Below are 22,707 nucleotides of genomic sequence, written 5' to 3'. Positions count from 1 at the left end.
GGGCAGTTTCCTGTGTTCAGCAATAAACAAATTTACTCCGTCAAATCGGTCCGTCCAGTCGCTGCTGTTCTCGCCTGTTGTGCGGTAACAAGCAGCCTTACATCCCCATCATCCTATACACCGCATCCATATCCAGATACTCCCGCAGCGTCTTCGCCAATTTATCATACTGTGTCTCTTTAAATTCCTGATAATTCTGCTGAGTCACTGCCTCCATGGAAATTCCTTTCTTTGTGGCAAGTGCCTCAACGATCTTTGCAGCAATGCCATCTGCATCAAATACTCCATGAACATAAGTACCATAAACATTACCTGCACAGATTCCATCTGCTTTTTGATTTTCAGCCTGATCTGTGATATGGCACAGATATTCATATCTTTTTTCCTGAAGCATTTCGGGCTTCTCACTCCGACCTAAATCCATCATAACCGTATCCATATCAATCTCGGCATGATCCGTCCTGCGGCTCGCTCCCATATGAATCTCATACCCCGTCAGCTTCACACCCGACAGCACAGACAGCACTCCGGTCAGTTCTTCAAATGTCCCGTCCACCTGCGTTCTCGTCTTTTCCTGTTCCATCTCTGTCTCCATCGGCAAAAGTTCCATACCGCGCAGCATACCGCCCTCCTCGACACCATAAGGATCTGTGATGCACTCTCCCAACATCTGATATCCGCCGCAGATGCCAAAGATCACGGCATCCCGATTTTGCGCATGCTTTTTGATGGCAGCCTCCAGCCCGTTCTGGCGCATCCATTTTAAGTCGCCCATCGTATTTTTACTGCCGGGCAGGATGATCATATCCGGGTGATGCAGTTTTTCCAGCGTGTCCACATAGCGGACAGAAACGCCCTCGATCGATTCAAATACCATAAAATCCGTAAAATTGGAAATGCGTGGGAAACGTATGACCGCAATATCCACCGCTTTCTCCTCATGTTCTGCAAACCGGTCTGACAGGCTGTCCTCATCCTCAAGGACTAAATGCATATAAGGCACGACCCCGGTAACCGGAATCCCACCTTTTTCTTCTAACATCTTTATGCCCGGGTCTAAGATTGATACATCGCCGCGAAACTTATTGATGATAAGCCCTTTGATGCGCTCCCGTTCTTTTTCTTCCAGTAAGACTAACGTGCCGATCAGCTGTGCAAACACACCACCGCGGTCGATATCACCAACAAGCAGTACCGGCGCATCTAAAAGTTCCGCAAGTCCCATATTGACAATATCATTTTCTTTGAGGTTGATCTCTGCCGGACTCCCGGCGCCCTCGATCACGATGATATCCGCCTGTTGTTCTAATGTATGATAAGCCTTTAAAATATCCGGGATCAGTTTCTTTTTATACGCAAAATAATCCCTCGCTTTCATATTTTCAAGCACTTCACCGTTTACAATGACCTGAGAACCGGTATCGTTGGTCGGCTTTAAAAGGATCGGATTCATACAGACCTGCGGTCTGATACCTGCCGCTTCTGCCTGCATGACCTGTGCGCGCCCCATCTCAAGTCCTTCCCCGGTAATATAAGAATTCAGTGCCATATTTTGTGATTTAAACGGTGCCACACGGTAGCCATCCTGTTTAAAAATGCGGCACAGACCTGCCACGATCAGGCTTTTCCCTGCATTTGACATTGTTCCCTGAATCATGATTTTTTTTGCCATAAACTTATTTCTCTTTCCTATGCTCTTACTCTCTGCGGCTGATCTCATCCCGCAGCAATGCGGTCATTTCCCGGTCTGCTTTTTCTAATCCGGCATCCTTTAAATTCTGCTGTAATTCATCCCATTTCGCATCAAAATCATCGGCTGGACTGACAACACACTCAATGAGTCCCTTCCACGATACATTATCTAACGCAACTAACATTTTTTCCAGTTCATCTGGCAGTGTCATCGCCCATAATGGGGAATATGCATCTTTTGAAAATTCTTCTTTCTGTGGGAAAATATCGGTCAGCATGTCAACATTCCATGCTTTCAGTGCTTCTTTTTCCATCTCATCATAGCCTTCTTTTACCATTTCCCTTGAGCTCTTACTATAGGAATTGCCCGTGGAATCAACCGACTGATTTCCATAACTTGGATATGGATAAACACGAAATCCCACACCTGTGCGCTCAGAATAATTGGTGTCTTTCCGGGACGCTTCAAGATCCTCCTCCGTAATGCACCGTTTTCCGTTTTCATCATAATAATAATCGACACCCTCAATCCCCCAGTTTAACAGGATCTGTGCCTCATCACTGCAGAGCCAGTCCAAAAACCTGACAGCCCGAACCGGATCTTTACAGCTTTTTGTAATACCAATCCCCCAGCCTACCGCAAGATTCTGCTGTTTTAAAGAAGGGCATTTCACGGATCGATCAATTGTGACCGGAAGCCCCGCATAGGTGTGCTCCTCCTGTCCATCTGCCCGCAGGGATATCTCAGCGCCTGTATAATCCCATTCCTCATCCAAAAGTCCAAGCACTCTTCCCTCTGCAACTTTTAAAACAAAATCCTCATGCGTCTGCGTCGCAAATTCAGGATCTAAAATGCCCTCATTGTACATTTCATTCAGCCATTTATAATATTCTTTCTGCCCGTCCGCTGCATGTTTATAATAAACTTCCTGTTTTTCATCATCCACGATCCACTGCCCGTTGTCTGCGGAACCATTCATATACCCGGATGGGTTCGATAACATGGTATACCAGTGCCAGTCGGAACAGACGATCGAAATACCAATGGCCGGCTTTCCGTTGATCATTGGATACTTTTCCATATAATCACGGATCATCTGCGTGTATTCTTCCAACGTATATGGTACACGATACTGGTTTTCCTGCAATACTGCCCACTGCAGCTGGGCAGTTCCGGATGTTTCTAAGGTTTCTTCCTGCACTTTGTCACTGCACAGCTGATAAATGGACGGATCCTCACTGGAATAACGCAGATTTTCATATTCATCTCCATACAGCTTTTTAATATTCGGACCATACTCATCTATCAGATCCGACATATCGATCAATGCATCGTTGCGGATCAGCGTTGATACCGAACCCTTGGCAAACACGAAATCCGGGTATTCCCCGGTTGCCACCATAAGTTCTATCCTGTTGTCATTACTGTCTGCAGGATAATCCATTTTCAATGTGACCCCTGTCTTTTCTGTAATCATCTGCGCAACCGGATCCGTCCAGGTATCCTCCAATCCATCCGCACTGTAAAATGTAAATGTGACCGGTTCTAATGATTCCTGTGTGGTTTCCTGCTGCTGTGTATCCACAGCCACCGTATTTTCCGCAGCACTGCAGCCATATAAACCCATCAACAGACTTCCTGTCATAATACCACATGCAATCCGCCTGCCTGCATGCGAATTGTACGCAAGTAAACTACATGCATACCTGTAAAAAAAACTCCTTCCCATATGTATCCTGCCCCTTTAAATTATTTCCTCATTATTTTATATCCAAATCTTCTAATATGAACTCATTTGTGTTCATTTTTTATCACATGATTTCCGATGTCAGCACCGGAAGTTTAATACATACTTTTGTTCCCGCTCCTGTCCTACTCTCAAATTCCACTCCATAATCCTCCCCATACTGGAGCTTGATTCTCTGATTGACATTGCAGATTCCAATATGTGTCCGGTCCAGATTTTCAAAATCGTTCAAACCTCTCCGTACTTCATCTAATTTTTCCATGGACATTCCGCATCCATTATCCGTCACGGTGATCCAGAGATGTGATCTCACTTCAACCCGGATCACGATCTCACCGCCGCTCTCCTTTGCTTCAAGTCCATGCACAAAAGCATTCTCCACAAAAGGCTGGATCAAAAGCGGCATAACCTTTAACGGCTCAATGTCCCCCTCCGTTTCAATACGGTAATGGATCCTGTCATGGAAACGGTAATCCTGTATTTTCAGGTAATACTCAACCAGTTTCAGTTCTGATTTTAACGGCTGCAAGGTATTACTTACCTGGATATTTCTCCGCATGATCTTTGCAAGCATTTTTGCCAGTTCCTCGATATCCGGCTGATTATGAATTCTTGCCTGCATACGGATCGTCTCTAACGTGTTATACAGAAAATGTGGATTGATCTGGCTTGCAAGCATTTTAAATTCCACTTCTTTCTGCCTTGCATTGACCTGTTCTTTCTGCACACGTTCTTTGATCACGTTATTCATCAGTTCCTGTATGGAATCGATCATTACCTTCAGATCCCGGTAGAGATCCGAGATCTCATCCTCCCCGCCGATATCCTCCGTGATATCAAAATCTCCAGTTGCAGCCTTATGCATCTGCAGACGGAATGTATTTACCCTCGTACTGAACTGATTGGAAAATACCAGAATAATTCCAAGACCAGACACCACACAGACAAGCTGTGGCACAAGACTTCCCAACGCACTGCGGGCTGCCGATCCTGCGATCTCTTCATACGGACATACACTGACTAAGGTATAATAATCATCCGAATAGTCCGGTTTTACCCGCACCGTCGATAACAGACAGGTATCTTCCCCCTGAAAACGCATTTTGCCGGAATAAGTATCATCTTTGATCTGCTTTAACAGCAGAATCATTTCATCCGTGTCCCGTTCATATTCATTGCGGTGCAGAACCACCGTGTCATTATACACTAAATAAGTATCCTGCACAGGCAGCTCCGTCCTCTTATACTGCATGTTAATTGCAAGTACACCGACCGGCTGCATATCCTTCGTATATAAAAGTCTCGACATCCGGAGTGAATCCTTGCGTTTTAACGAATCATACGAATAAGACCAGTACGGTTTTCCATTCAGTTCGAGCGTATTCTGATACCATGGCTTCTCTGCAATCTCCTGATCTACATGTACAAAATATTCATTATTGGAAATTGTATCATTATTCAGATACAACGTGATACTTGAAATTTCATGATAATAATATTTCAGATAATCAGAAATGGTATCATAGTCTCTGTAATCTGCAAGAATCTCCGAATAGTTTTCATACTGATGAAATGCGATATGCTCAATCTTTTCATCAAAGTACATCTGTTTGGAAATGTCGGAGATGACGGACATACTCTCGCTCATTGAATCCGCGATCATATTTAACCCATCCATCTCGCTTTCCTTCGCTTTCTGGATCAACACCGATCTCGTATTCTGATAAGTATAAATATCCAACAGCAGAATCGGCAGAATTCCTCCGGCAATGTATATAAAGAGCATTCTCTCCCGCAGTCTTAAATTGCCTATGAATGTTTTTATCCGGGCAAACAGACTCATGTTTTTTACGCCTTTCGTTCATTTTTCACTCAGAGCGGTGTTTATTCCGGACGCACACGCACAACAACCGGAAACTCACTGTCTATTCCAGGTGCGGTTACATGAAGTCCTTCCCCGTCCACAGACCATTGCAGCCTGCCATCATATCCTAAAATATCCACCGACTCAATGATACCATGAAACTCCGGCACATTCTGATCACTGCTGTCTGCCAGTGAACGGATACAGAAAACACCATCTTTAGGACATTGTAACGCAATTGCGTAAATATTTCCATGATTAATCGTAAAACGGTAATCTTTGTTTGTAAATTTCAGTTCTTTCTGATCCTGAAACTGTCCTTCTGCCGCTGCCGTCGGACCTTCCATGGATTTTCGCCAGACATTTGCACCGATAACGGCCTCACTGTTTACTCTCATCCATTTTGCAAGATCTTCCAAAATAGCACGGTCACCATCCGGGATCGTTCCATCCGCCTTCGGACCGATATTTAACAGAAGATTACCATTTTTGCTGACTACATCCACGAGTGTACAAATGATCTCATTGCTGCTTTTATAATCCAATGTGTCAGTATAGCACCAGGAATTTCTTGCAACTGCCGTATCGGTCTGCCAATCATAGGGCTTTGCTTCCGCAAACCCACCGCGCTCCACTTCCACAATTCCACTGCCAAACATCATCGCATCATGTTTATAACAGATTTTAACATCTTTGCCCCATTTCACGCCGCAGTTGTAATAAAATGCAGCGAGTTTCTTTAAATATGGTTTGAACGCCTGATGCTGCACCCACCAGTCAAAATACAGCAGGGATGGTTTATAATTTAATATAATTTCCGCTGTGCGTGCTAACCAGTCATTTAAAAATTCTTCTGTCGGATACGGCTCTCCGTAGAGATCTTCTGCATCCGGTTCCGGCATGGACGGCCAGTACAGATCTCCTTTTTGCAATGGTTCTTTGATATCACTGTCAAATTCTTTTCCGTGTCCTAAGAAAAACCAATGTTCTGCACGGTGGGATGATGTGCAGAACGTAAGTCCCTGTTTCTCAATCTCCGCTTTCAGTTCACCAAGTACGTCCCGTTTCGGCCCCGTCTCTGCCGAATTCCAGTGGGACAGTTCACTTTTGTACATCTGAAATCCATCATGGTGTTCTGCAACCGGAAACACATAACCGGCACCGGCTTCTTTGAATAAACGCACCCATTCTGCCGGGTCAAATTTTTCGGCGTGGAACATCGGGATGAAGTCTTTATATCCAAAGTCTTTCTGGCTGCCGTAGGTTTTTATATGGTGTTCGTATGCGGGCATTCCCTCGATGTACATGTTTCTTGGGTACCATTCGTTGGAGTTGGCGGGAACACTGTAGACGCCCCAGTGGATGAAGATGCCAAATCTTTTCTGTTTAAACCAGTCAGGGGTTTTCGCCTGCATCAGGGATGACCAGGCTGGCTGGTACGGGCCTTCTGCGATGATGCGGTCTACGGTTTCGAGAAGTTGTTGTTCTTTCTGCTGTTCCGACATAGTGTATGTCCTCTTTTCTTGCTCTAGATGGGGCGAAACTCTAATTTAGGCTGTGCCTGGGACTCAACTACTTCAGTTTTTTGAAGAGTTTCGCGGTTTCTTTGTGGAAAATCTCTACTTGCTTGAAATAACCTTTACCTGCTTTGAACGATCGCCACTGCTTTTGCCGGAAGTACAACTTTCTCTCCTGCCTGGTAAGTCATTCCGCCGAGCAGGTCAGTTCCGGCTTTTTTCAGCGTTACTTCCTGTGATTCGTCCGTCGGATTTAAGAGGAAGAGGAAGCTGCCGTTTTTGTTTTCGCGGAGAGTGATCTCTACTTTGTCACTGCCTTCTGCGAGTGGTTCTACGCCGGCTTCTTTCATAATGTCAGTTAAGAAAGTGCGGTAGAAGTCCTGATTGGAGCGGGTTGCGACGTAGCAGGCTTTTCCGGATCCAAAGGTGTTGCAGGTCAGTACGGGCATTCCGGCATAGAAGTCATTATCATAGGTTGCGAGTGTTTCTGCGCCTTCGGTATGTGATAAATCACAAAGCACTTCTGCCGGATAAGTCACATCTTTGTATGCAAAGGTATGTTTCATGCCAGCATCTCCTGCCGGAATCGCATCGGATTCTTCTACCCAGATACCCAAAATATCGCGCAGTCTGCCCGGATATCCGCCTGTGATCACAAGGTCATGGTCTTCCACATATCCGCTGAAATAGGAGGTCAGAAAGGTGCCGCCCGCTTTGACAAAGCTGCGGATCTTTTCATCATAACCGTCTTTGCACATGTATAACATCGGTGCCATGACAACTTTATAACCGGACAGATCATCGTCCACACCAACAAAATCCATTGGGATATGAAGATTTAACAGTGCCTTATAATACTGATAAATCTCCTCATAATAATTGATACAACGGCTTGGGCCTGCGGATAATACCGTTGCCCACCAGTTATCCCAGTCAAATACAACTGCCACTTCTGCCGGAGTTCTTGCACCAAGCAGTGTATCAGAAAGTTCAGTCAGTTCTTCGCCAAGTGCTGTGATCTCACGGAACACTCTCGTATTCTCATTGCCGACATGGTCGATCACTGCACCGTGATATTTCTCACAGGCACCAATGCTTCTTCTCATCTGGAAAAACATGATCGTATCTGCGCCGTGCGCTGCCGCCTGATAGCTGTATAAGCGCATCACACCTGGTCGCTTTAAGGCACAGTAGGTATGCCAGTTACTCACACTCGGTGTCTGTTCCATCAGTGCAAACGGTTTGCCACCCTTTAATCCACGCATCAGATCATGTGCCATCGCATTGTTTTCTGTCTCTGCGCCAAAGGAAGGATAGCTGTCCCAGGAAATAAAATCCATTTCTTTTGCCCATTTCTGGTAGTCTAATGATGGATAAAATCCCATCAGATTTGTGGTAACCGGAATATCCGGCGTGTACTCTTTTACCGCATCGCGCTCTAATTTGTAGCAGTCTAAGATACTGTCCGAATTGAATCTGCGGTAATCGAGTGAAATCCCCTGGAAATTGGTACGGATGCCATCCCAGTTAAACTCCTCTGAACGCATATCCGGCAAAACAACATCATCCCAGTCATAAAAGGTATGTCCCCAGAAAGAAGTGTTCCATACACGGTTTAACTCATCCAGCGTTCCATATTTTTTATGCAGCCATACACGGAATGCTTTTTCACAGTTTTCGCAGTAACATTCCCCGCCATATTCATTGGAAATATGCCATGCAACGATATTGTCATAATCTTTGTATCGCTCTGCCAGTTTTGCGGCAAGTGCCACAGAATATTTCCGGTAAGTCGGGCTGTTCGGGCAGGAATTATGACGTGCTCCGAATTTCCGCTTCATGCCATTATGCTCGACACGCAAAATATCCGGGTACTTTCTTGCCATCCACGCCGGATGTGCCCCTGTCGAAGTTGCAAAGCAGACTTTCAATCCGTTTTCTTTCACATACTCCATGATCTTATCCAGTTTGGAAAAATCATAGGTAATTTCATCCGGCTGCAGTGCTGCCCAGCTGAAAACATTGAGCGTCACGACATCAATGTGCGCTAATTTAAACAGGCGCATGTCCTCTTTCCAGATCTCCTCCGGCCACTGTTCCGGGTTGTAATCTCCACCATATAAAATTTTATGTACTTTGCTGCTCTCGATCATATTTACCTCCAATTTCTGTGCTGTATTTTTGCATCTTTTTCGTATTGCTGTTCCTGATTTGTTCTGTTAACCGGTTTTACCTGTCACTCGCCCTCGCGGTTCACACGCTCGATCTGTAAGAATACACGTTTGCTTACTGCTGCGACCGTGTAAATGATAAATCCAGGTCCAAATAAGATTCCAAGAAATATCATGGTTGAATTATACTGGAAGATCAGCACTTCTGCTGCGACGAGGATCACAAGGATCAGTGTTTTTCCAAAATATTTTCTTGAAATATCCATAGAATTCTGGATCGTGCGGACCACCGTATTTTCATATCTTGCCAGCAGTGAAAAGGAATAGATCATCGCAATGATCACAAGAAATACGGACACCATACCGATGATCAGCAAAATGACCGGATTATTTTTCACTGCTCCAAACAGCTGGAAGTCAAGATATACCGCATACCATGCAACCAGAAAGATCAGTCCCATCGGAACGCCCTGTTTAAAGTTTGCCTTGTACGCTTCAAAATATGATTTCGCGATATAGCCCTCCTCATCATCCGCTAACTTTAACGCAACCGACATTGCCGCCGTGGTCGATGCCCCGATCGTAAAAACCGGCAGGCTTCCAAGAATCCATAAAAAATTTAGTTTTAAAATATCAAGTACTCTGCTTAAAAAACGGTACAATGGACTGTCAACGCTAAAAAATTTCATTTGTTTTCCTCCAATCTCAAAGTGCTTCCCATGCACTTTTCTTATCTCTCATTTTATTTCATACCTCTGATCTGCTTTCATCATACAGGATTTTACTCCAGATATCCAGTATGATGAAAACAGACCGGGGCGATCCGGACGGAATGTCCGGATCTTCTGCTCTGGTCTGTCATTCATTTGTGATACAATTATTTGATGGTCCCTTTTACTTCGTTCTCAGCTGCTTTTCTAAGTGATGCCTCATTCTCCTGGAATGCGATACACTCGTCATAGCCGTAGTCTTTTGCCTGGGAGATCATGTCTGCAACGATCTGGTCGTATTCAGCATCTGTCTTAGCATAGATTGCTTTCCATGAATTTGTCTTGATGCACTCAGCAACCTGTGTCCATAATACAGTTAACTCATCAGATTTTGTAGACTCAGAGTATGTTGTACCAAGAGAAAGTTTGTAAGGTCTTGATCCCATGTACTCATCTGCTGTTGCAAAACCGGTCTTATCTCTCCAATCCTGCTCAATGTCAGAATTTGCATCTGTTGCAAAACTTTCCCATTTACGATAGTTGAATGTCTCACCGTTTGAATCAGGATTTAAGGAATCAATCGCCCACGTTGTATTGTTCATTTTAAAGGAACCATCATCAAATGTTCCGCTGTAACCATCAGACATCTGTGTGCTGATATCTGTCTTAGCTGCACGTCCTAAATCTGTAAACTGCGTTTTTCCATTTTCATCATAGTACCAGCAGACATCCTTTGGACCATACTCAGCTGTCATACGTCCTTCCGGAGTAGATAACCAGTTTAAGATAGCCATACACAATTCCGGATACTCTGTCTTAGCACCGATAGACCAGATACGGTTTCCACCGTAGATATTCTGACCATAGCAGATCGGGGTTGCATCTTCCGGTGGGCAAGGATACATTGCTTTGCCTTCCTGTGCATGTGAATCTGAGTTGTAGAAAGTAGAACCTAAGAAGTTGAACACATTTAAGAATGCTCCACCGTTCTGGTAATCTTCCTGCATACCGTCATATCCCTGTGTCTGGGAGTCAGGATCAAGTAGTCCTTTCTGATACAGGTTGTTATAGAATTTTAAGCATGTGAGGTAAGGTCCATTTTCCTCTAATGCTGGATGGAATACCTGCTCCTCTGGATCATACAGACCAAAACCAAATTCATCATATCCATAATAAGCAGTTGCTGTTGATTTTACGAACATTACAAGGTTTCCGTCCCAGTCGTTGAATAAGGAAACACCATAAGTTGTTTTTCCGTTATCATCGGTCGGGCAGATCTCTTTCATCTGACCTAAAACATCTACCATATCGTCTAAAGTCTTGATCTCAGGATATCCTAACTCTTTGTAAAGATCCCATCTTAAATCCCAGGTATACATGAAATCCTGACGTGCTGTCGCATCCCTTGCAACATCAAATCCGAATCCATAAACAGTACCGCCGGAAAGATTTGCATTTTTCTCTAATGCATATGGCATGTTCTGTTTGATGTATGGACCGTAATCGCTTAAGATATCATCCTCGTTCCAGTCAAAGAGCATTCCCTTGCTGACTGCCTGCTGATACTCATCAGAATCATTTCCCCAGAGAACCAGATCTCCAAGGTTTCCTGACTCCATACGTGTCTCATATACACCGTCAGAATCCGGGATGATATTTAATTTTACATTGAATTTGTCTAACATGATCTGACCAAACCATCCGATCTGCTCACCGGAATAGTTTGCTAACTGATCGAATACATCGAGAGTAACTGTCTCTTCCGGAATGATATCTGCGAGATCTTCCGCTTCATCTTCGGAAGTTTCCTCGGATACTCCACTCTCCGTTGCATCTTCGTCTGCAGCATCCCCCGCTGCATTGTTGCTGTTGTTCTTTGATGCACTTGTCTGATTGCTACCCCCACAGGCTGCCATGGAAACTGTCATTGCAGCTGCCAGAAGCAGTGATACGATTTTCTTTGCTTTCATGTAATTTTCCTCCTTGTTTTTGTGTTATTTTGATTCCGCGCCTCGCGGTTAACACCTCTTTAACCTTTTACGGCACCTAACATGATACCTTTTTCAAAGTAACGCTGCATGAATGGATATACGATTAAAATCGGGATTACCGTTACCATGGAAATCGTATATTTGATAACCTTTCCACTCATTGCTGATTTTAAAACAGCCTCGCTGACAGATCCGCCAGACTCCATTAATGCACTTAAGTTGGATGCCTGATTTAAGTAAATGTAAAGTCTGTGCTGTAAAGTATATAATTTCGGAGCTGATGTCATTAAGATCAGGGAATCCGTAAAGGAGTTCCAGTGACCAACTGCACCGAAAATCGCAATCGTCGCAAGGATCGGTTTACTGAGCGGCCAGATGATCTTGCGGAATACAGTAAAGAAGCTTGCTCCGTCGATCTGAGCACTCTCTTCGAGTTCCGCTGGAATTGACTCTATGTATGTTTTTACCAGAATGATGTTATACGGAGCCACAATACCAGGAATGATGTATGCCCAGAATGTATTGGTCAGACCTAACATCTGCATATTTAAGAACCATGGGATCAGACCCGCATTGAAATACATGGTAATCACAAGAAATCTGTACCAGAATTTTCTGCCCCACATTTCATCTTTGGTTACCAGATATCCGATAAATCCGGATGCTGCTACCATAAGTGCCGTACCAAGTACTGTTCTTGACAGTGATACGATCAATGCACTTGAAAGATCACTTACATTTAATAACGCTGTATAGTTATCAAAATGGATTCCTCTCGGTATGAAGTTGATTAAACCCTTGATTACCAGATCATTATCGCTGATCGTATTGATAAACAGGTAATAAAATGGAAATATACATGCTATTGTAAATAATGTAAAAAACAGGTAATTTAAAATGTTAAATACGATATCGCCCGGTTTTAAGCGATATTTGCGTTTATGTGTTTTTTCATAAAGTTTTTCGGCTTTTAAATCAGCCTTTTCCTGTGCTGTTTTTGCCATGTCTTACGCCTCCTTATACAATACTCTCGCCACGAATCAGTTTCGAAATACCGTTTGCAGCAAACAGTAACGTTACACTGACAACGGATTTTACCATACCGATTACTGTTGATAATGGAATCTGTCCCTGTCCGATACCAAGTTTGTATACATACAGGTCAAGTACCATGATAGAACTTGTATTGGTAGAGTTTTCAAATACTAAATACTGATCCATACCATTGCTTAAGATATTTGCAATCGACATTAACAGTAATACACAGAATGTCGGGATCAGGCTCGGCACGGTAATATTCCACATTCTCTGGAAACGTCCTGCACCGTCGACGGTTGCTGCTTCATAAAGCTGCTGATCAATACCGGAAATTGCTGCAATATAAATGATTGCACTCCAGCCGATACCTTTCCATAAGCCCCAGGCTAACATCTGCAGCCATACATGGCTGCCGCCCATCAGCATATTCACGCCCTCTTTCCAGATTCCGGCATTTACCATCAAACTGCTGACAAATCCGTCTGTAGAAAAGATACAAAATGCGATTGCATATACAAGAACCCAGCTGATGAAGTTCGGTACTGTTGTAAGTGTCTGTACGACGCGGCGGAACTTCATGTTTTTAATCTCGCAGAGGAAAATTGCAAATGCCATTGGAAGCCAGCTTGTCAAAATTCCAAGACCACTCATTGCAAGCGTGTTTTTCAGAACACGGATGATATCTCTTACCGTTGCAGGATTTTTAAACAACTGCGTGAACCATTTGAATCCAACAAAGTTATCCATGCTTAAGGTATCACCAACTTTGTAATCAAAGAATGCATATCTCCATCCCCATAATGGCAGATAACAAAATACACCAGCCAGTGCCAGGAATGGCATTAACATCAGGAACAGGCGGTACTTTGTTTCCATCTCATATTTAGCACCCGCCTCAACCTTAGGCTGTTTTGCCATCGCGATCAATGTTACGATCAGGATCAGTACTGCAACGATCAGGATCATATAAAAACCATTTGAAAAGATCGGCTCGATTTTCTTAGGTTTTTCTGTCTGGCTGATCTGACTGTATGCAAGTGCGATACCGCCAAGTCCTGACAGCATCACTGCACTTCCTGCTGCTGTGAAGATGTTACTTAATTTTTTCATTTTCAGATTACCGAGTGATAAACATCCACCGGCTGCAACTGCTGCTGTACCAACGCAGATAATCAGAGCTGATAAAGAGTCAAGCCGTAATGTTGATTTCATAACCCATCCTTTTCGGAATGCACGTCCAAACTCTGATGCCAGTGATGAGTATGAAATACCGGAAGTAAACAGTGATAAGTTTCTTCCGATCATTCCGCTGATCCTCGCTGGATTGATTCCAGGTATGAACATGAATAAGACTGCGAACAGAACTGCGATCCGAAGTACAATGTATAACTTGCCTGTAACACCGGAACCATCTGTTTTGTTGTTTTTTGAAATGCCCGTTTCTTTCATTTCTCCCTTTCCCTTCTTTTTTGGTTTTCGCCAGCATCCGGAGCTTTTCGAAAACGTTTAAGTATTGTTTTAAAAAAAATATTTCCGAACTGCTTTTGTTGTATTTATTATATAAAAGGGAAGAAAATTAAAATACCGTAAATAATTGATAAAATATACCTTGATTTTTGGTCATTCAAAATGAGACATCAAAAAATTGGGGTATTTTTGTTGAATAAATACCCCAATTTTCTGACTCAACAGAATTGCATATGTTTTAAATATAATTCCTGAAACTCTGGTGTATCTGCAAGATTGATCTCATGGGATATGGCTGCAATCTCTTGCGGCTGCATATCACTGCTTTCTTTTGAGTGTGTCAGGCATCGTGCGGCTCCCTCTAAGGCACTGTTGCCGACCGGCGTGAGTTTTCCGCGAAGTCCGATTGGCAGAAGTCCGATTCCAAGTGCTTTTTCCATGTCAAGTCCCATGCCAAACCCGCCTGCAACATATACTTTTTTTATCTGTTCATGAGAAATATTTGATTTCTGCAGTAATACTTCTAAACCCGCACAGATAGCTGCTTTTGCCATCTGCACCTGTCTGATATCCTCCTGGGTAAAATAAATTTTTCCGGGTACGACCGGAAATCCTTTTTCAAACCACGGTTCTCCCAAAATCCCCTGAGTATCAACAATATGGTGCCGCACGAGTTCATACATTACATCAATGATTCCGGTTCCGCATAACCCAATGGCCGGTTTATTTCCAATCGTCTTTGTCACCATATTATTTTTACCAAATAAAACTGCACGGCAGACAGCTCCCGGCACACCGGGCATACCGCAGGATATGTTTCCACCTTCGAATGCCGGTCCCGCGGCAACGGATGAAACAAGGAAATGATCTCCCGCAGCAAGAACCATCTCACCGTTTGTTCCAATGTCGATCAGCATCTCGCATTTGTCCGGCCGCATACCACATCCCATCATGCCCGCCGTAATATCTCCTCCAACAAAAGCTGAGATTCCCGGCATGATCTGTACTTTTGTGGTCTGATTGATTCCGGTATGCCCGCATTCTCTGACATATCCGTGTTCTCTGGCATCACTACCGTCTCTGGCAACTCCACTTTCTTTGGCATCTCCACTTTCTCTGGCATCTCCACTTTCTCTGGTTTCCTCATACTCACCATTCAATTCTCCCCACGTCATATCCTCCGGCGCAAGGTTCACAGGAGTAAATGGTGCAGCGCCAAGCCCCACACAGGAATATCCCAGTAAAAGGTGAATCATTGTAGTATTTCCGGCGATCACGATTTTGCTGACATTCAGCACATTTTCGTCCTGCCCCGCAAGCAGTGTCTCTGCCAGATTCCTCACATCTTTTAAAATGCTCTCTCTCAACTTTTCTGCATCTCCGGACGCTGCTGCACGGATCCTTGAAATCACATCTGCGCCGTATGCCCGTTGATGATTAACAGAAGATGCAGTTTTTAAGCATATTCCATCGGTGAGGGAAATCAGTTCTGCAGCGAGTGTGGTTGTTCCGATATCGATTGCGATACCATAGACGGATTTTTCCGTATCCATATTTTCCGGTTTTATTTCCCCGTCAGACCCTATTTGTGCACGATCCTCTATTTTGTTTTCACAGATAACTGTTGTCGCCTGTACATCGCTCTCCATTTTTGTGTTCCGGACAAATTCCATCTGCACCTGTATCTGATTTTCTCTGATTTCCGGAATGCATACATACAGATCATCTGTCGGAACCGTCATACAGGAAAGACGCCATCCCTCTTCCAGTTCCCGCTCCGTAAACACTTCCTTTTCCCGCTGTTTTGGCGGATCTGTTTTTCGTGTTTCTTCTATTATAATACAACATTTTCCACAGGTACCTTTCCCGCTGCAGGGCGCATCTAAATATTCTCCCTGCTCCCTTAACAGCTCCAGTATCGTCTTATTCTGTTTTTTCTGTAAAAAAATGCGTTTCATCAATCCTTACCCGCTGCCTTTCTCTCACATTTCCGTTTTTCAACAGCACCTGTGGTGCCATAGATACACGCTCCATAAACTTACTTATTGACATAAATTATACCATATTATTGTTTAACTATATCAAAACTGTTTCGACCGTATTATTTTCTTTTCATGCAGAATCACATGTTTTCCTTGTTTCAATGAAATGATAATGTTATGATATCTTGCGGAAACAATCCAGTTTTATCTGACGGTAACAAAAAATTTTAACACCAACATATTAAGATGTTGAGACCAAATAGTGCATTCCCAACATCCTAATTAAAAGAATGGAGAATACTATGAAACTGATTTCCTGGAATGTCAACGGACTGCGTGCCTGTATCCAAAAAGGCTTTCTTGATTTTTTTCATGAAACTGATGCAGATATTTTCTGTATTCAGGAATCCAAGCTGCAGGAGGGACAGATCGACCTTCCTCTGCCCGGTTATTTTTCCTACTGGAATTATGCCAAGAAAAAAGGTTACTCCGGCACAGCGATTTTCACAAAAAAAGAGCCTCTGAATGTGACTTACGGTATCGGCATCGAAGAACACGACAAAGAAGGACGTGTCATCACCTTAGAATACCCTGATTTTTACATGGTTACCTGTTATACGCCAAATTCTCAAAACGAACTGGCCAGATTGCCTTACCGCATGCAGTGGGAAGATGATTTTCGTGCTTATTTAAAAAGACTCGATGGATCCAAGCCTGTCATTCTCTGTGGGGACTTAAATGTTGCACATGAGGAGATCGATTTAAAGAATCCAAAAACCAACCGGAAGAACGCCGGATTTTCGGATGAAGAACGAGAAAAAATGACAAAGCTTCTCGATGCCGGCTTCACAGACACCTTCCGCTATTTTTACCCGGATACAGAACAGATCTATTCCTGGTGGTCCTACCGTTTTAGGGCACGGGAAAAGAATGCCGGATGGCGTATTGACTATTTTATCACTTCCAAACGGATGAATGATAAGCTGACCGGCGCAAAGATCCACACGGATGTTTTCGGATCTGACCACTGCCCGGTGGAATTAGATATTGACCTGTCATAAAGCTTTTCACGGATATTTTTGATTCAGGCCACGGTACGATGTAACTCGATATCGACTTATCAACAGCTTTCTGCAGAGGATTTGCTGTGACTGCAGTGGAGTTCCTCTTCAATAAGATATACTCCACCGCAGTGCCATCTTCGTGCCTTTTTGATCATTCTGAACAGATATCATACTGTTACAAAGTTTTTAATCTAACGCATCCACTGCTTTTTTCAGTTGCAAAAATGCCTGTTCTAACGTTTTTCTCGGACATGCAATGTTAATGCGCTCAAAACCAATACCCGTTTTCCCAAAAATTGCTCCCGCGTCTAACCAAAGTCCTGCCTGATCAATCAGTGCTTCCAACTCTTTTCTTCCCAGTCCAAGTTCTCCGAAATCCAGCCATATTAAATAGGTTCCTTCCGGCTCAATCAGTTTAATCTGTGGAAGATTTTCCTTCAGGTATTCGCGGACAAAGGAAAGATTCTGATACAGATATTCTTTTAACTGTAAAAGCCATTCCTCTCCCTCTTCATAAGCGGCCTGACATCCGACAAGTCCCATCAGATTTACCTGGCTGTATCCTGCCTGATCCACCGCACGGACAAATTTTTGACGCAGTTTTTCATCCGCAATAAAAATGTTTGACACCTGAAGACCGGCAAGATTAAAGGTTTTACTTGGTGCCGTGCAAATTACGGAAATCTGTTCAAACTCCGGTGAAACAGATGCAAAGACATGATGTTTATGCCCCGGATATACAAAATCGCTGTGAATCTCATCACTGACGACAGTCACCTGATATTTGAAACAGATCTCTCCGATTTTTCTTAATTCCCACTCTTTCCATACACGACCTACCGGGTTATGTGGACTGCAGAGCAAAAATAAATGGATCTGATGTTCCTTTATTTTCGCCTCAAAATCTTCAAAGTCGATCTCATAATGACCATCTTTTAATACCAGATCGCTGCTGACTAACTTTCTGTCATTTGACTCAATGACCTGACGAAACGGATAATATACCGGCTGTTGGATCAAAACTGTATCGCCTTTTTCCGTATATGCACGCACAGCGGCCGCAAGTGCAAAAACAACTCCCGGCGTTTTTACCAGCCACTCCGGTTTTACATCCCAGTCAAAATGATCATGATACCATCCCGATACTGCTGCAAAATAATCTTCTTTGCTGTCACTGTATCCATAAATTCCGTGTTCCACTACTTTCTGCAGTCTTTCGGTCACTGCAGGCGCAGTCTTAAAATCCATATCGGCAACCCATAACGGCAAGACATCTTCTTTTTTCCCACGTTCTTTCGCAAAATCGTATTTTAAACATCCGGTTCCTCTCCGCTCCACAGCTTCATCAAAATTGTACTTCATGACATACTCCATTCCGGAATACCGCTCCTTTAACCATCTTTTGTATTTCTGTTATTGGCTGCTGCATCCTGTTTTCTTTCTATTATCATCTAATTCATATCAAATTAGTATGATATTAGCATTTTCACTATTATATGTCAATAGTACTATAAAAAAGACTGTCCAAATGAAATATACTTTCTTCTTTGAACAGTCTTTTTATCTTTTATAAAATTTTATGAATTTCCATGTCTGATATCGCGGATCGGAATATTAACAAACAATGCCGGTACCGTTCCATTGTTCGACTCTGACTCTGTCTGCGTGATCTGAATGTCAAGGCCTTCCATATCAATATCCATGTGTTTTGAAATTACCTGGATGATCTCGTTTTTAATCTGCTCCATCATTTCCGGGGAACAGCTTGCGCGGTCAGTCACCAGCAAAAGTTTTAAACGGTCTTTTGCAACATCACCGGAACTTTTCTTCTTAAATAAGTCCATCAATCCCATGACTGTTCCTCCTAATTTTTCTTAAATAAATCTTTTAATTTTGAAAATACTCCCTGTTTTGCATCCAGATCAAGAAATGCAACTTCCTCACCGAGAATACGGTGGCAGATATTCTCATATGCCTGTCCAGCAAGGCAATTACTTCCAACCAGTGGTTCCCCCTGGTTCGTAGAGATTACGATATGTTCATCATCCGGTACTGCACCGATCAGATTGATTGCCAGAATGTCGCACACATCTTCGACATTCATCATATCACCGCGTCTAACCATGTCCATACGCAGACGGTTTACGATAAGATCAACTTTCTGGATCTGATTTGCCTGAAGCAGTCCAATGATACGGTCAGCATCACGCACTGCAGAAACCTCCGGGGTTGTGACAACAAGTGCCCTGTCTGCACCTGCGATGGCATTTTTAAAGCCCTGCTCGATTCCTGCCGGGCAGTCTAATAAAATATAGTCAAAATCCTGTCTTAAATCTTCGATCAATGCCTGCATCTGCTCCGGAGATACCGCGGATTTATCTCTGGTCTGTGCTGACGGCAAAAGACATAAATTCGGATATTTTTTGTCTTTGATCAGTGCCTGTTCCACACGGCAGTTTCCTTCTACAACATCTACAAGATTGTATACAATACGGTTCTCAAGACCCATGACAACATCTAGGTTACGAAGTCCGATATCTGTATCGATCAGCACTACTTTTTTGTTTAACTGTGCCAGACCTGTTCCAACATTTGCGGTTGTGGTCGTCTTACCAACTCCGCCCTTCCCGGACGTAATTACAATAACTTCACTCATTTTAAAATATTCCTCCTGCTGTTAAATATCGCTTAATAGTTCTTTTGTCAGCGGTTCAATACAGATTGTCCCGTCCTTTAAGTACGCAATCTGCGGAGACGTGGTCGTTTCTTTGACCTTTTTTCGTATTCTTCGTCTGCTAAAAGGTTTGTCCGGACTTTTTGCTAAAATATTTCCAATCCGAATCTGGATTGGATCCATATCGAGTGCAACAATAAATGCACTGTCATCTCCCCCAAGTCCTGCATAGACGCTTCCCTTTACCGCTCCAAGTACAACGATACTGCCGTTTGCCATGACTGCTGCGCCCGGATTGACATCACCTACCACTACGATTCCTGTTTCACTCTCAAGTGTCTGGCCAGAGCGAAGCGTTCCGCGATAAAACTGAGTCCCACCATCCACATACGGCTGCTGTACAGATGCCTGATATTCTTCGATCTGCTGTTTGACGTATGCTTCACGGTCCGGATCATGATCTACAATGCACAATATCTCGATACTTGTATTCGATGTCACCGCATCAATGATAGCCATTTCCTCATCATGCGTCAGCTTTCTTCCCTCGAAAGAGATCGCCAGTTTTGCCCCTTTAAAGAACTTCTCTGACTCTTTGAATTTCTCGACGATGGCATCCAAAAGTGCTTTAAAAGATATCTCATTGCTCAATACAAGATGTATCCCGTATTTATTACTTTTTATAACAACTGCCTGTGACATATCGTCCCTCCACTTTACTATCCGATTTAGTATAGCAGATTCTTGAAACAGGTGCAATGCGACAGGAGAAATTTGATTGAAATTTTTATATTTTTTTATATGCAATCGGCAATACAGCTTTCATTGTCTGTCGTTTTTTGAAATAACTGCCCGTTTTTTATATTTATCATATTGCCATAAAAGCGGACATGATGCACGCACCTGCCGCACCACATTCACACACGCTGTCTATTTTTCCATCGTTCAGTCCAATTCCACCGATGGCATACACAGGAATATTTACGGTTTCACATACCTGCTTTAAAAATTCCATTCCGCGTGGCGGCAGTCCTCTCTTACAGTCCGTGGCAAATATATGCCCTGCGGTCAGGTAAGATGCCCCTAGTTTTTCTGCCTCAATAGCATCCTCAACAGAATGAACCGAACAGCCTAAGATCAGCTTATTTTTATTCTTCTGATCCATTGATAGGTTCCCAGACATAAATTTTATCTGTTTTTCTTCATTTTCTGTCTTTTGCATACAAGTTCTTAACAGTGGAAGCGGCAAATGAACATACTGCCTCTCTAACCGTTTTGCGGTTTCTATATAACTGTGTAAAATACAGATCACTCCATATTCTTCACAAATTGCCAAAACCTGTCTTGCCATCTCTTCATATTCCGTCTCCGGCAGATCTTTTTCCCTTAAGATCAGAGCTGCCGGCTTTGTTTCACAGACTCTTTTGATCTGTTCTAAAAACGGCCTCTCACAAAGGCTCCGGTTTGTGACAGCAATTATTTTCCCCGGAATCGGATTTTCTTTTTTACACATAAATATAATCACTCATAACAGGCTGCAATCCTTCCTCAAGCAGTGCATCATACACCTGTTTTACTGTCCTTCCGTCAGAAATTTCAAACTGCTCGTCGCCCTGATCCTCAAGTCCTTTCGCATGGCTTCCGATACCGGTGCTGACCCCCGCAGAAATCTTTGTCGCTGCGATCTCCATCAGACTGTCTCTCACCCTTGCACACTCTCTGGTAGAAACCGTAATACTTGCATATGGCATAAACAACCGGTATGCCGTCACAACCTGCAAAAGTTGTTTTTCATGCACATCCATCGGATTGATCTTATCATTGTTGATGATCGGGCGAAGCCTCGGACAGGAAAAAGCAATCTCTGCATGTGGATATTTTCTCTGTAACAGATAAGCATGCATTCCTGTTGCAAATGCATCTTTTCTGAAATCATCAAGTCCCAGTAAAGCAGCAAAACCAACGCCTCTCATACCGCCGCGGATCGCACGTTCCTGTGCCTCCATACGATAAGGAAAAATACGTTTATGTCCTGCCAGATGAAGTGTCTCATATTTGTCTGAATTGTATGTTTCCTGAAAAACTGTTACATAATCCGCGCCGCATTCATGCAAATACGCATATTCCTCCGAATTCATCGGATAAACTTCAAGACCAATTACTTTAAAATATTTCCGCGCGATCTTACACGCTTCTCCTATATATTCCACATCTGACATTTTCCGACTTTCGCCTGTCAGGATCAAGATCTCCTGTAGACCGGATTTTGCGATCTCCGCCATTTCCGCTTCGATTTCCTCTGCATTTAATTTTGCCCTGCGGATACGGTTATGACAGTTAAACCCGCAGTAGATACAATAATTTTCACAATAATTGGCGATATAGAGCGGCGTAAAAAAACAGACCGAATTGCCAAAATGATTTTCTTTTTCCACTTTTGCACACTGTGCCATCTCTTCGATAAACGGTTCTGCCGCCGGCGACAGCAGCGCTGCAAAATCTTCCGGTGTGCGGTTTCTTTTTGCCAAGGCACATCTTACATCTTCTGCTGTATAGCTGTCGTAATCGTATGCCTCCATTGCTTCAACCACCTGTTTTGTGATATCCGATTTTAATGCCTCCATGCCTGGCAGATATACCATATGGTCGATCCTTGCCTCTTTCTGATGTTCCTTTATTTCTTCGCTTAATATACTTTCATTGATGTGTTCCATGATTTTTTCCCCTGTGCTTATTCTGAACCCGAAATTTTTTATACTCAATTTCCATTCAAATCAGATCATAAAAAT

The 22,707-nt window shown here is 43.3% G+C and carries 17 protein-coding genes; 1 reads left to right on the top strand and 16 read right to left on the bottom strand.

Annotated features, from left to right (window positions below; genetic code table 11):
* Positions 1–97: 97 nt before the first annotated feature.
* From RIL182_RS09005 to RIL182_RS08960, 10 genes are all read right to left on the bottom strand, one after another.
* The gene (locus tag RIL182_RS09005) at positions 98–1,672 is read right to left on the bottom strand and encodes a cobyric acid synthase (protein WP_134523248.1); all 1,575 of its coding nucleotides are present in this window, start codon (positions 1,670–1,672) and stop codon (positions 98–100) included.
* Between the two features lie 25 nt (positions 1,673–1,697).
* Positions 1,698–3,422, bottom strand: coding sequence for an extracellular solute-binding protein (locus tag RIL182_RS09000; protein WP_134523245.1), 1,725 nt, complete (start codon positions 3,420–3,422; stop codon positions 1,698–1,700).
* An 82-nt stretch (positions 3,423–3,504) separates the two neighbouring features.
* Positions 3,505–5,226 carry a sensor histidine kinase gene (locus RIL182_RS08995; protein ID WP_242655581.1) on the bottom strand — a complete coding sequence of 574 codons (1,722 nt, stop codon included), beginning with the start codon at positions 5,224–5,226 and terminating at the stop codon, positions 3,505–3,507.
* Between the two features lie 98 nt (positions 5,227–5,324).
* Positions 5,325–6,809 carry an alpha-L-fucosidase gene (locus RIL182_RS08990; protein ID WP_006857676.1) on the bottom strand — a complete coding sequence of 495 codons (1,485 nt, stop codon included), beginning with the start codon at positions 6,807–6,809 and terminating at the stop codon, positions 5,325–5,327.
* A gap of 134 nt (positions 6,810–6,943) precedes the next feature.
* Positions 6,944–8,974 (bottom strand): beta-galactosidase, encoded by a 2,031-nt coding sequence (locus tag RIL182_RS08985; RefSeq protein WP_006857675.1) that lies wholly within the window; start codon positions 8,972–8,974, stop codon positions 6,944–6,946.
* A gap of 83 nt (positions 8,975–9,057) precedes the next feature.
* Complete coding sequence (locus RIL182_RS08980) at positions 9,058–9,681, bottom strand: YesL family protein (protein WP_015560631.1); 624 nt, start codon at positions 9,679–9,681, stop codon at positions 9,058–9,060.
* 188 nt (positions 9,682–9,869) lie between these two features.
* Positions 9,870–11,672, bottom strand: a complete 1,803-nt coding sequence (locus RIL182_RS08975; RefSeq protein ID WP_006857673.1) for a type 2 periplasmic-binding domain-containing protein — start codon at positions 11,670–11,672, stop codon at positions 9,870–9,872.
* A gap of 59 nt (positions 11,673–11,731) precedes the next feature.
* The gene (locus RIL182_RS08970; protein WP_006857672.1) at positions 11,732–12,697 is read right to left on the bottom strand and encodes a carbohydrate ABC transporter permease; all 966 of its coding nucleotides are present in this window, start codon (positions 12,695–12,697) and stop codon (positions 11,732–11,734) included.
* 13 nt (positions 12,698–12,710) lie between these two features.
* On the bottom strand, positions 12,711–14,180 hold the full coding sequence (locus RIL182_RS08965; RefSeq protein ID WP_082241367.1) for an ABC transporter permease: 1,470 nt from the start codon (positions 14,178–14,180) through the stop codon (positions 12,711–12,713).
* A gap of 236 nt (positions 14,181–14,416) precedes the next feature.
* Positions 14,417–16,156 (bottom strand): ASKHA domain-containing protein, encoded by a 1,740-nt coding sequence (locus tag RIL182_RS08960; RefSeq protein WP_006857671.1) that lies wholly within the window; start codon positions 16,154–16,156, stop codon positions 14,417–14,419.
* A gap of 326 nt (positions 16,157–16,482) precedes the next feature.
* On the opposite strand from RIL182_RS08960, the gene RIL182_RS08955 reads away from it, so the two are divergent.
* Positions 16,483–17,241 (top strand): exodeoxyribonuclease III, encoded by a 759-nt coding sequence (locus tag RIL182_RS08955; protein ID WP_022112833.1) that lies wholly within the window; start codon positions 16,483–16,485, stop codon positions 17,239–17,241.
* Between the two features lie 189 nt (positions 17,242–17,430).
* Here RIL182_RS08955 and RIL182_RS08950 read toward each other — a convergent pair whose 3' ends face one another.
* The 6 genes from RIL182_RS08950 to thiH form a co-directional block, all read right to left on the bottom strand.
* A complete protein-coding gene (locus RIL182_RS08950) occupies positions 17,431–18,618 on the bottom strand; it encodes a MalY/PatB family protein (protein WP_006857670.1) in 1,188 nt (395 codons plus the stop codon).
* Between the two features lie 203 nt (positions 18,619–18,821).
* A complete protein-coding gene (gene minE, locus RIL182_RS08945; protein ID WP_006857669.1) occupies positions 18,822–19,097 on the bottom strand; it encodes a cell division topological specificity factor MinE in 276 nt (91 codons plus the stop codon).
* A gap of 11 nt (positions 19,098–19,108) precedes the next feature.
* Positions 19,109–19,900 carry a septum site-determining protein MinD gene (minD, locus tag RIL182_RS08940; protein WP_006857668.1) on the bottom strand — a complete coding sequence of 264 codons (792 nt, stop codon included), beginning with the start codon at positions 19,898–19,900 and terminating at the stop codon, positions 19,109–19,111.
* 21 nt (positions 19,901–19,921) lie between these two features.
* Positions 19,922–20,620 carry a septum site-determining protein MinC gene (minC, locus tag RIL182_RS08935; RefSeq protein ID WP_015520639.1) on the bottom strand — a complete coding sequence of 233 codons (699 nt, stop codon included), beginning with the start codon at positions 20,618–20,620 and terminating at the stop codon, positions 19,922–19,924.
* Positions 20,621–20,786: 166 nt separating this feature from the next.
* Positions 20,787–21,431: a thiamine phosphate synthase gene (locus RIL182_RS08930; RefSeq protein ID WP_006857667.1), complete on the bottom strand. Its 645-nt coding sequence runs from the start codon at positions 21,429–21,431 to the stop codon at positions 20,787–20,789.
* Positions 21,424–22,632 (bottom strand): 2-iminoacetate synthase ThiH, encoded by a 1,209-nt coding sequence (thiH, locus tag RIL182_RS08925; RefSeq protein WP_006857666.1) that lies wholly within the window; start codon positions 22,630–22,632, stop codon positions 21,424–21,426. The genes RIL182_RS08930 and thiH overlap by 8 nt, the downstream gene beginning before the upstream one ends.
* Positions 22,633–22,707 lie beyond the last annotated feature (75 nt).

This window comes from Roseburia intestinalis L1-82 (genome assembly GCF_900537995.1).
GTDB classification, from domain to species: domain Bacteria; phylum Bacillota; class Clostridia; order Lachnospirales; family Lachnospiraceae; genus Roseburia; species Roseburia intestinalis.
This window is presented reverse-complemented; position numbering and strand designations above follow the sequence as displayed.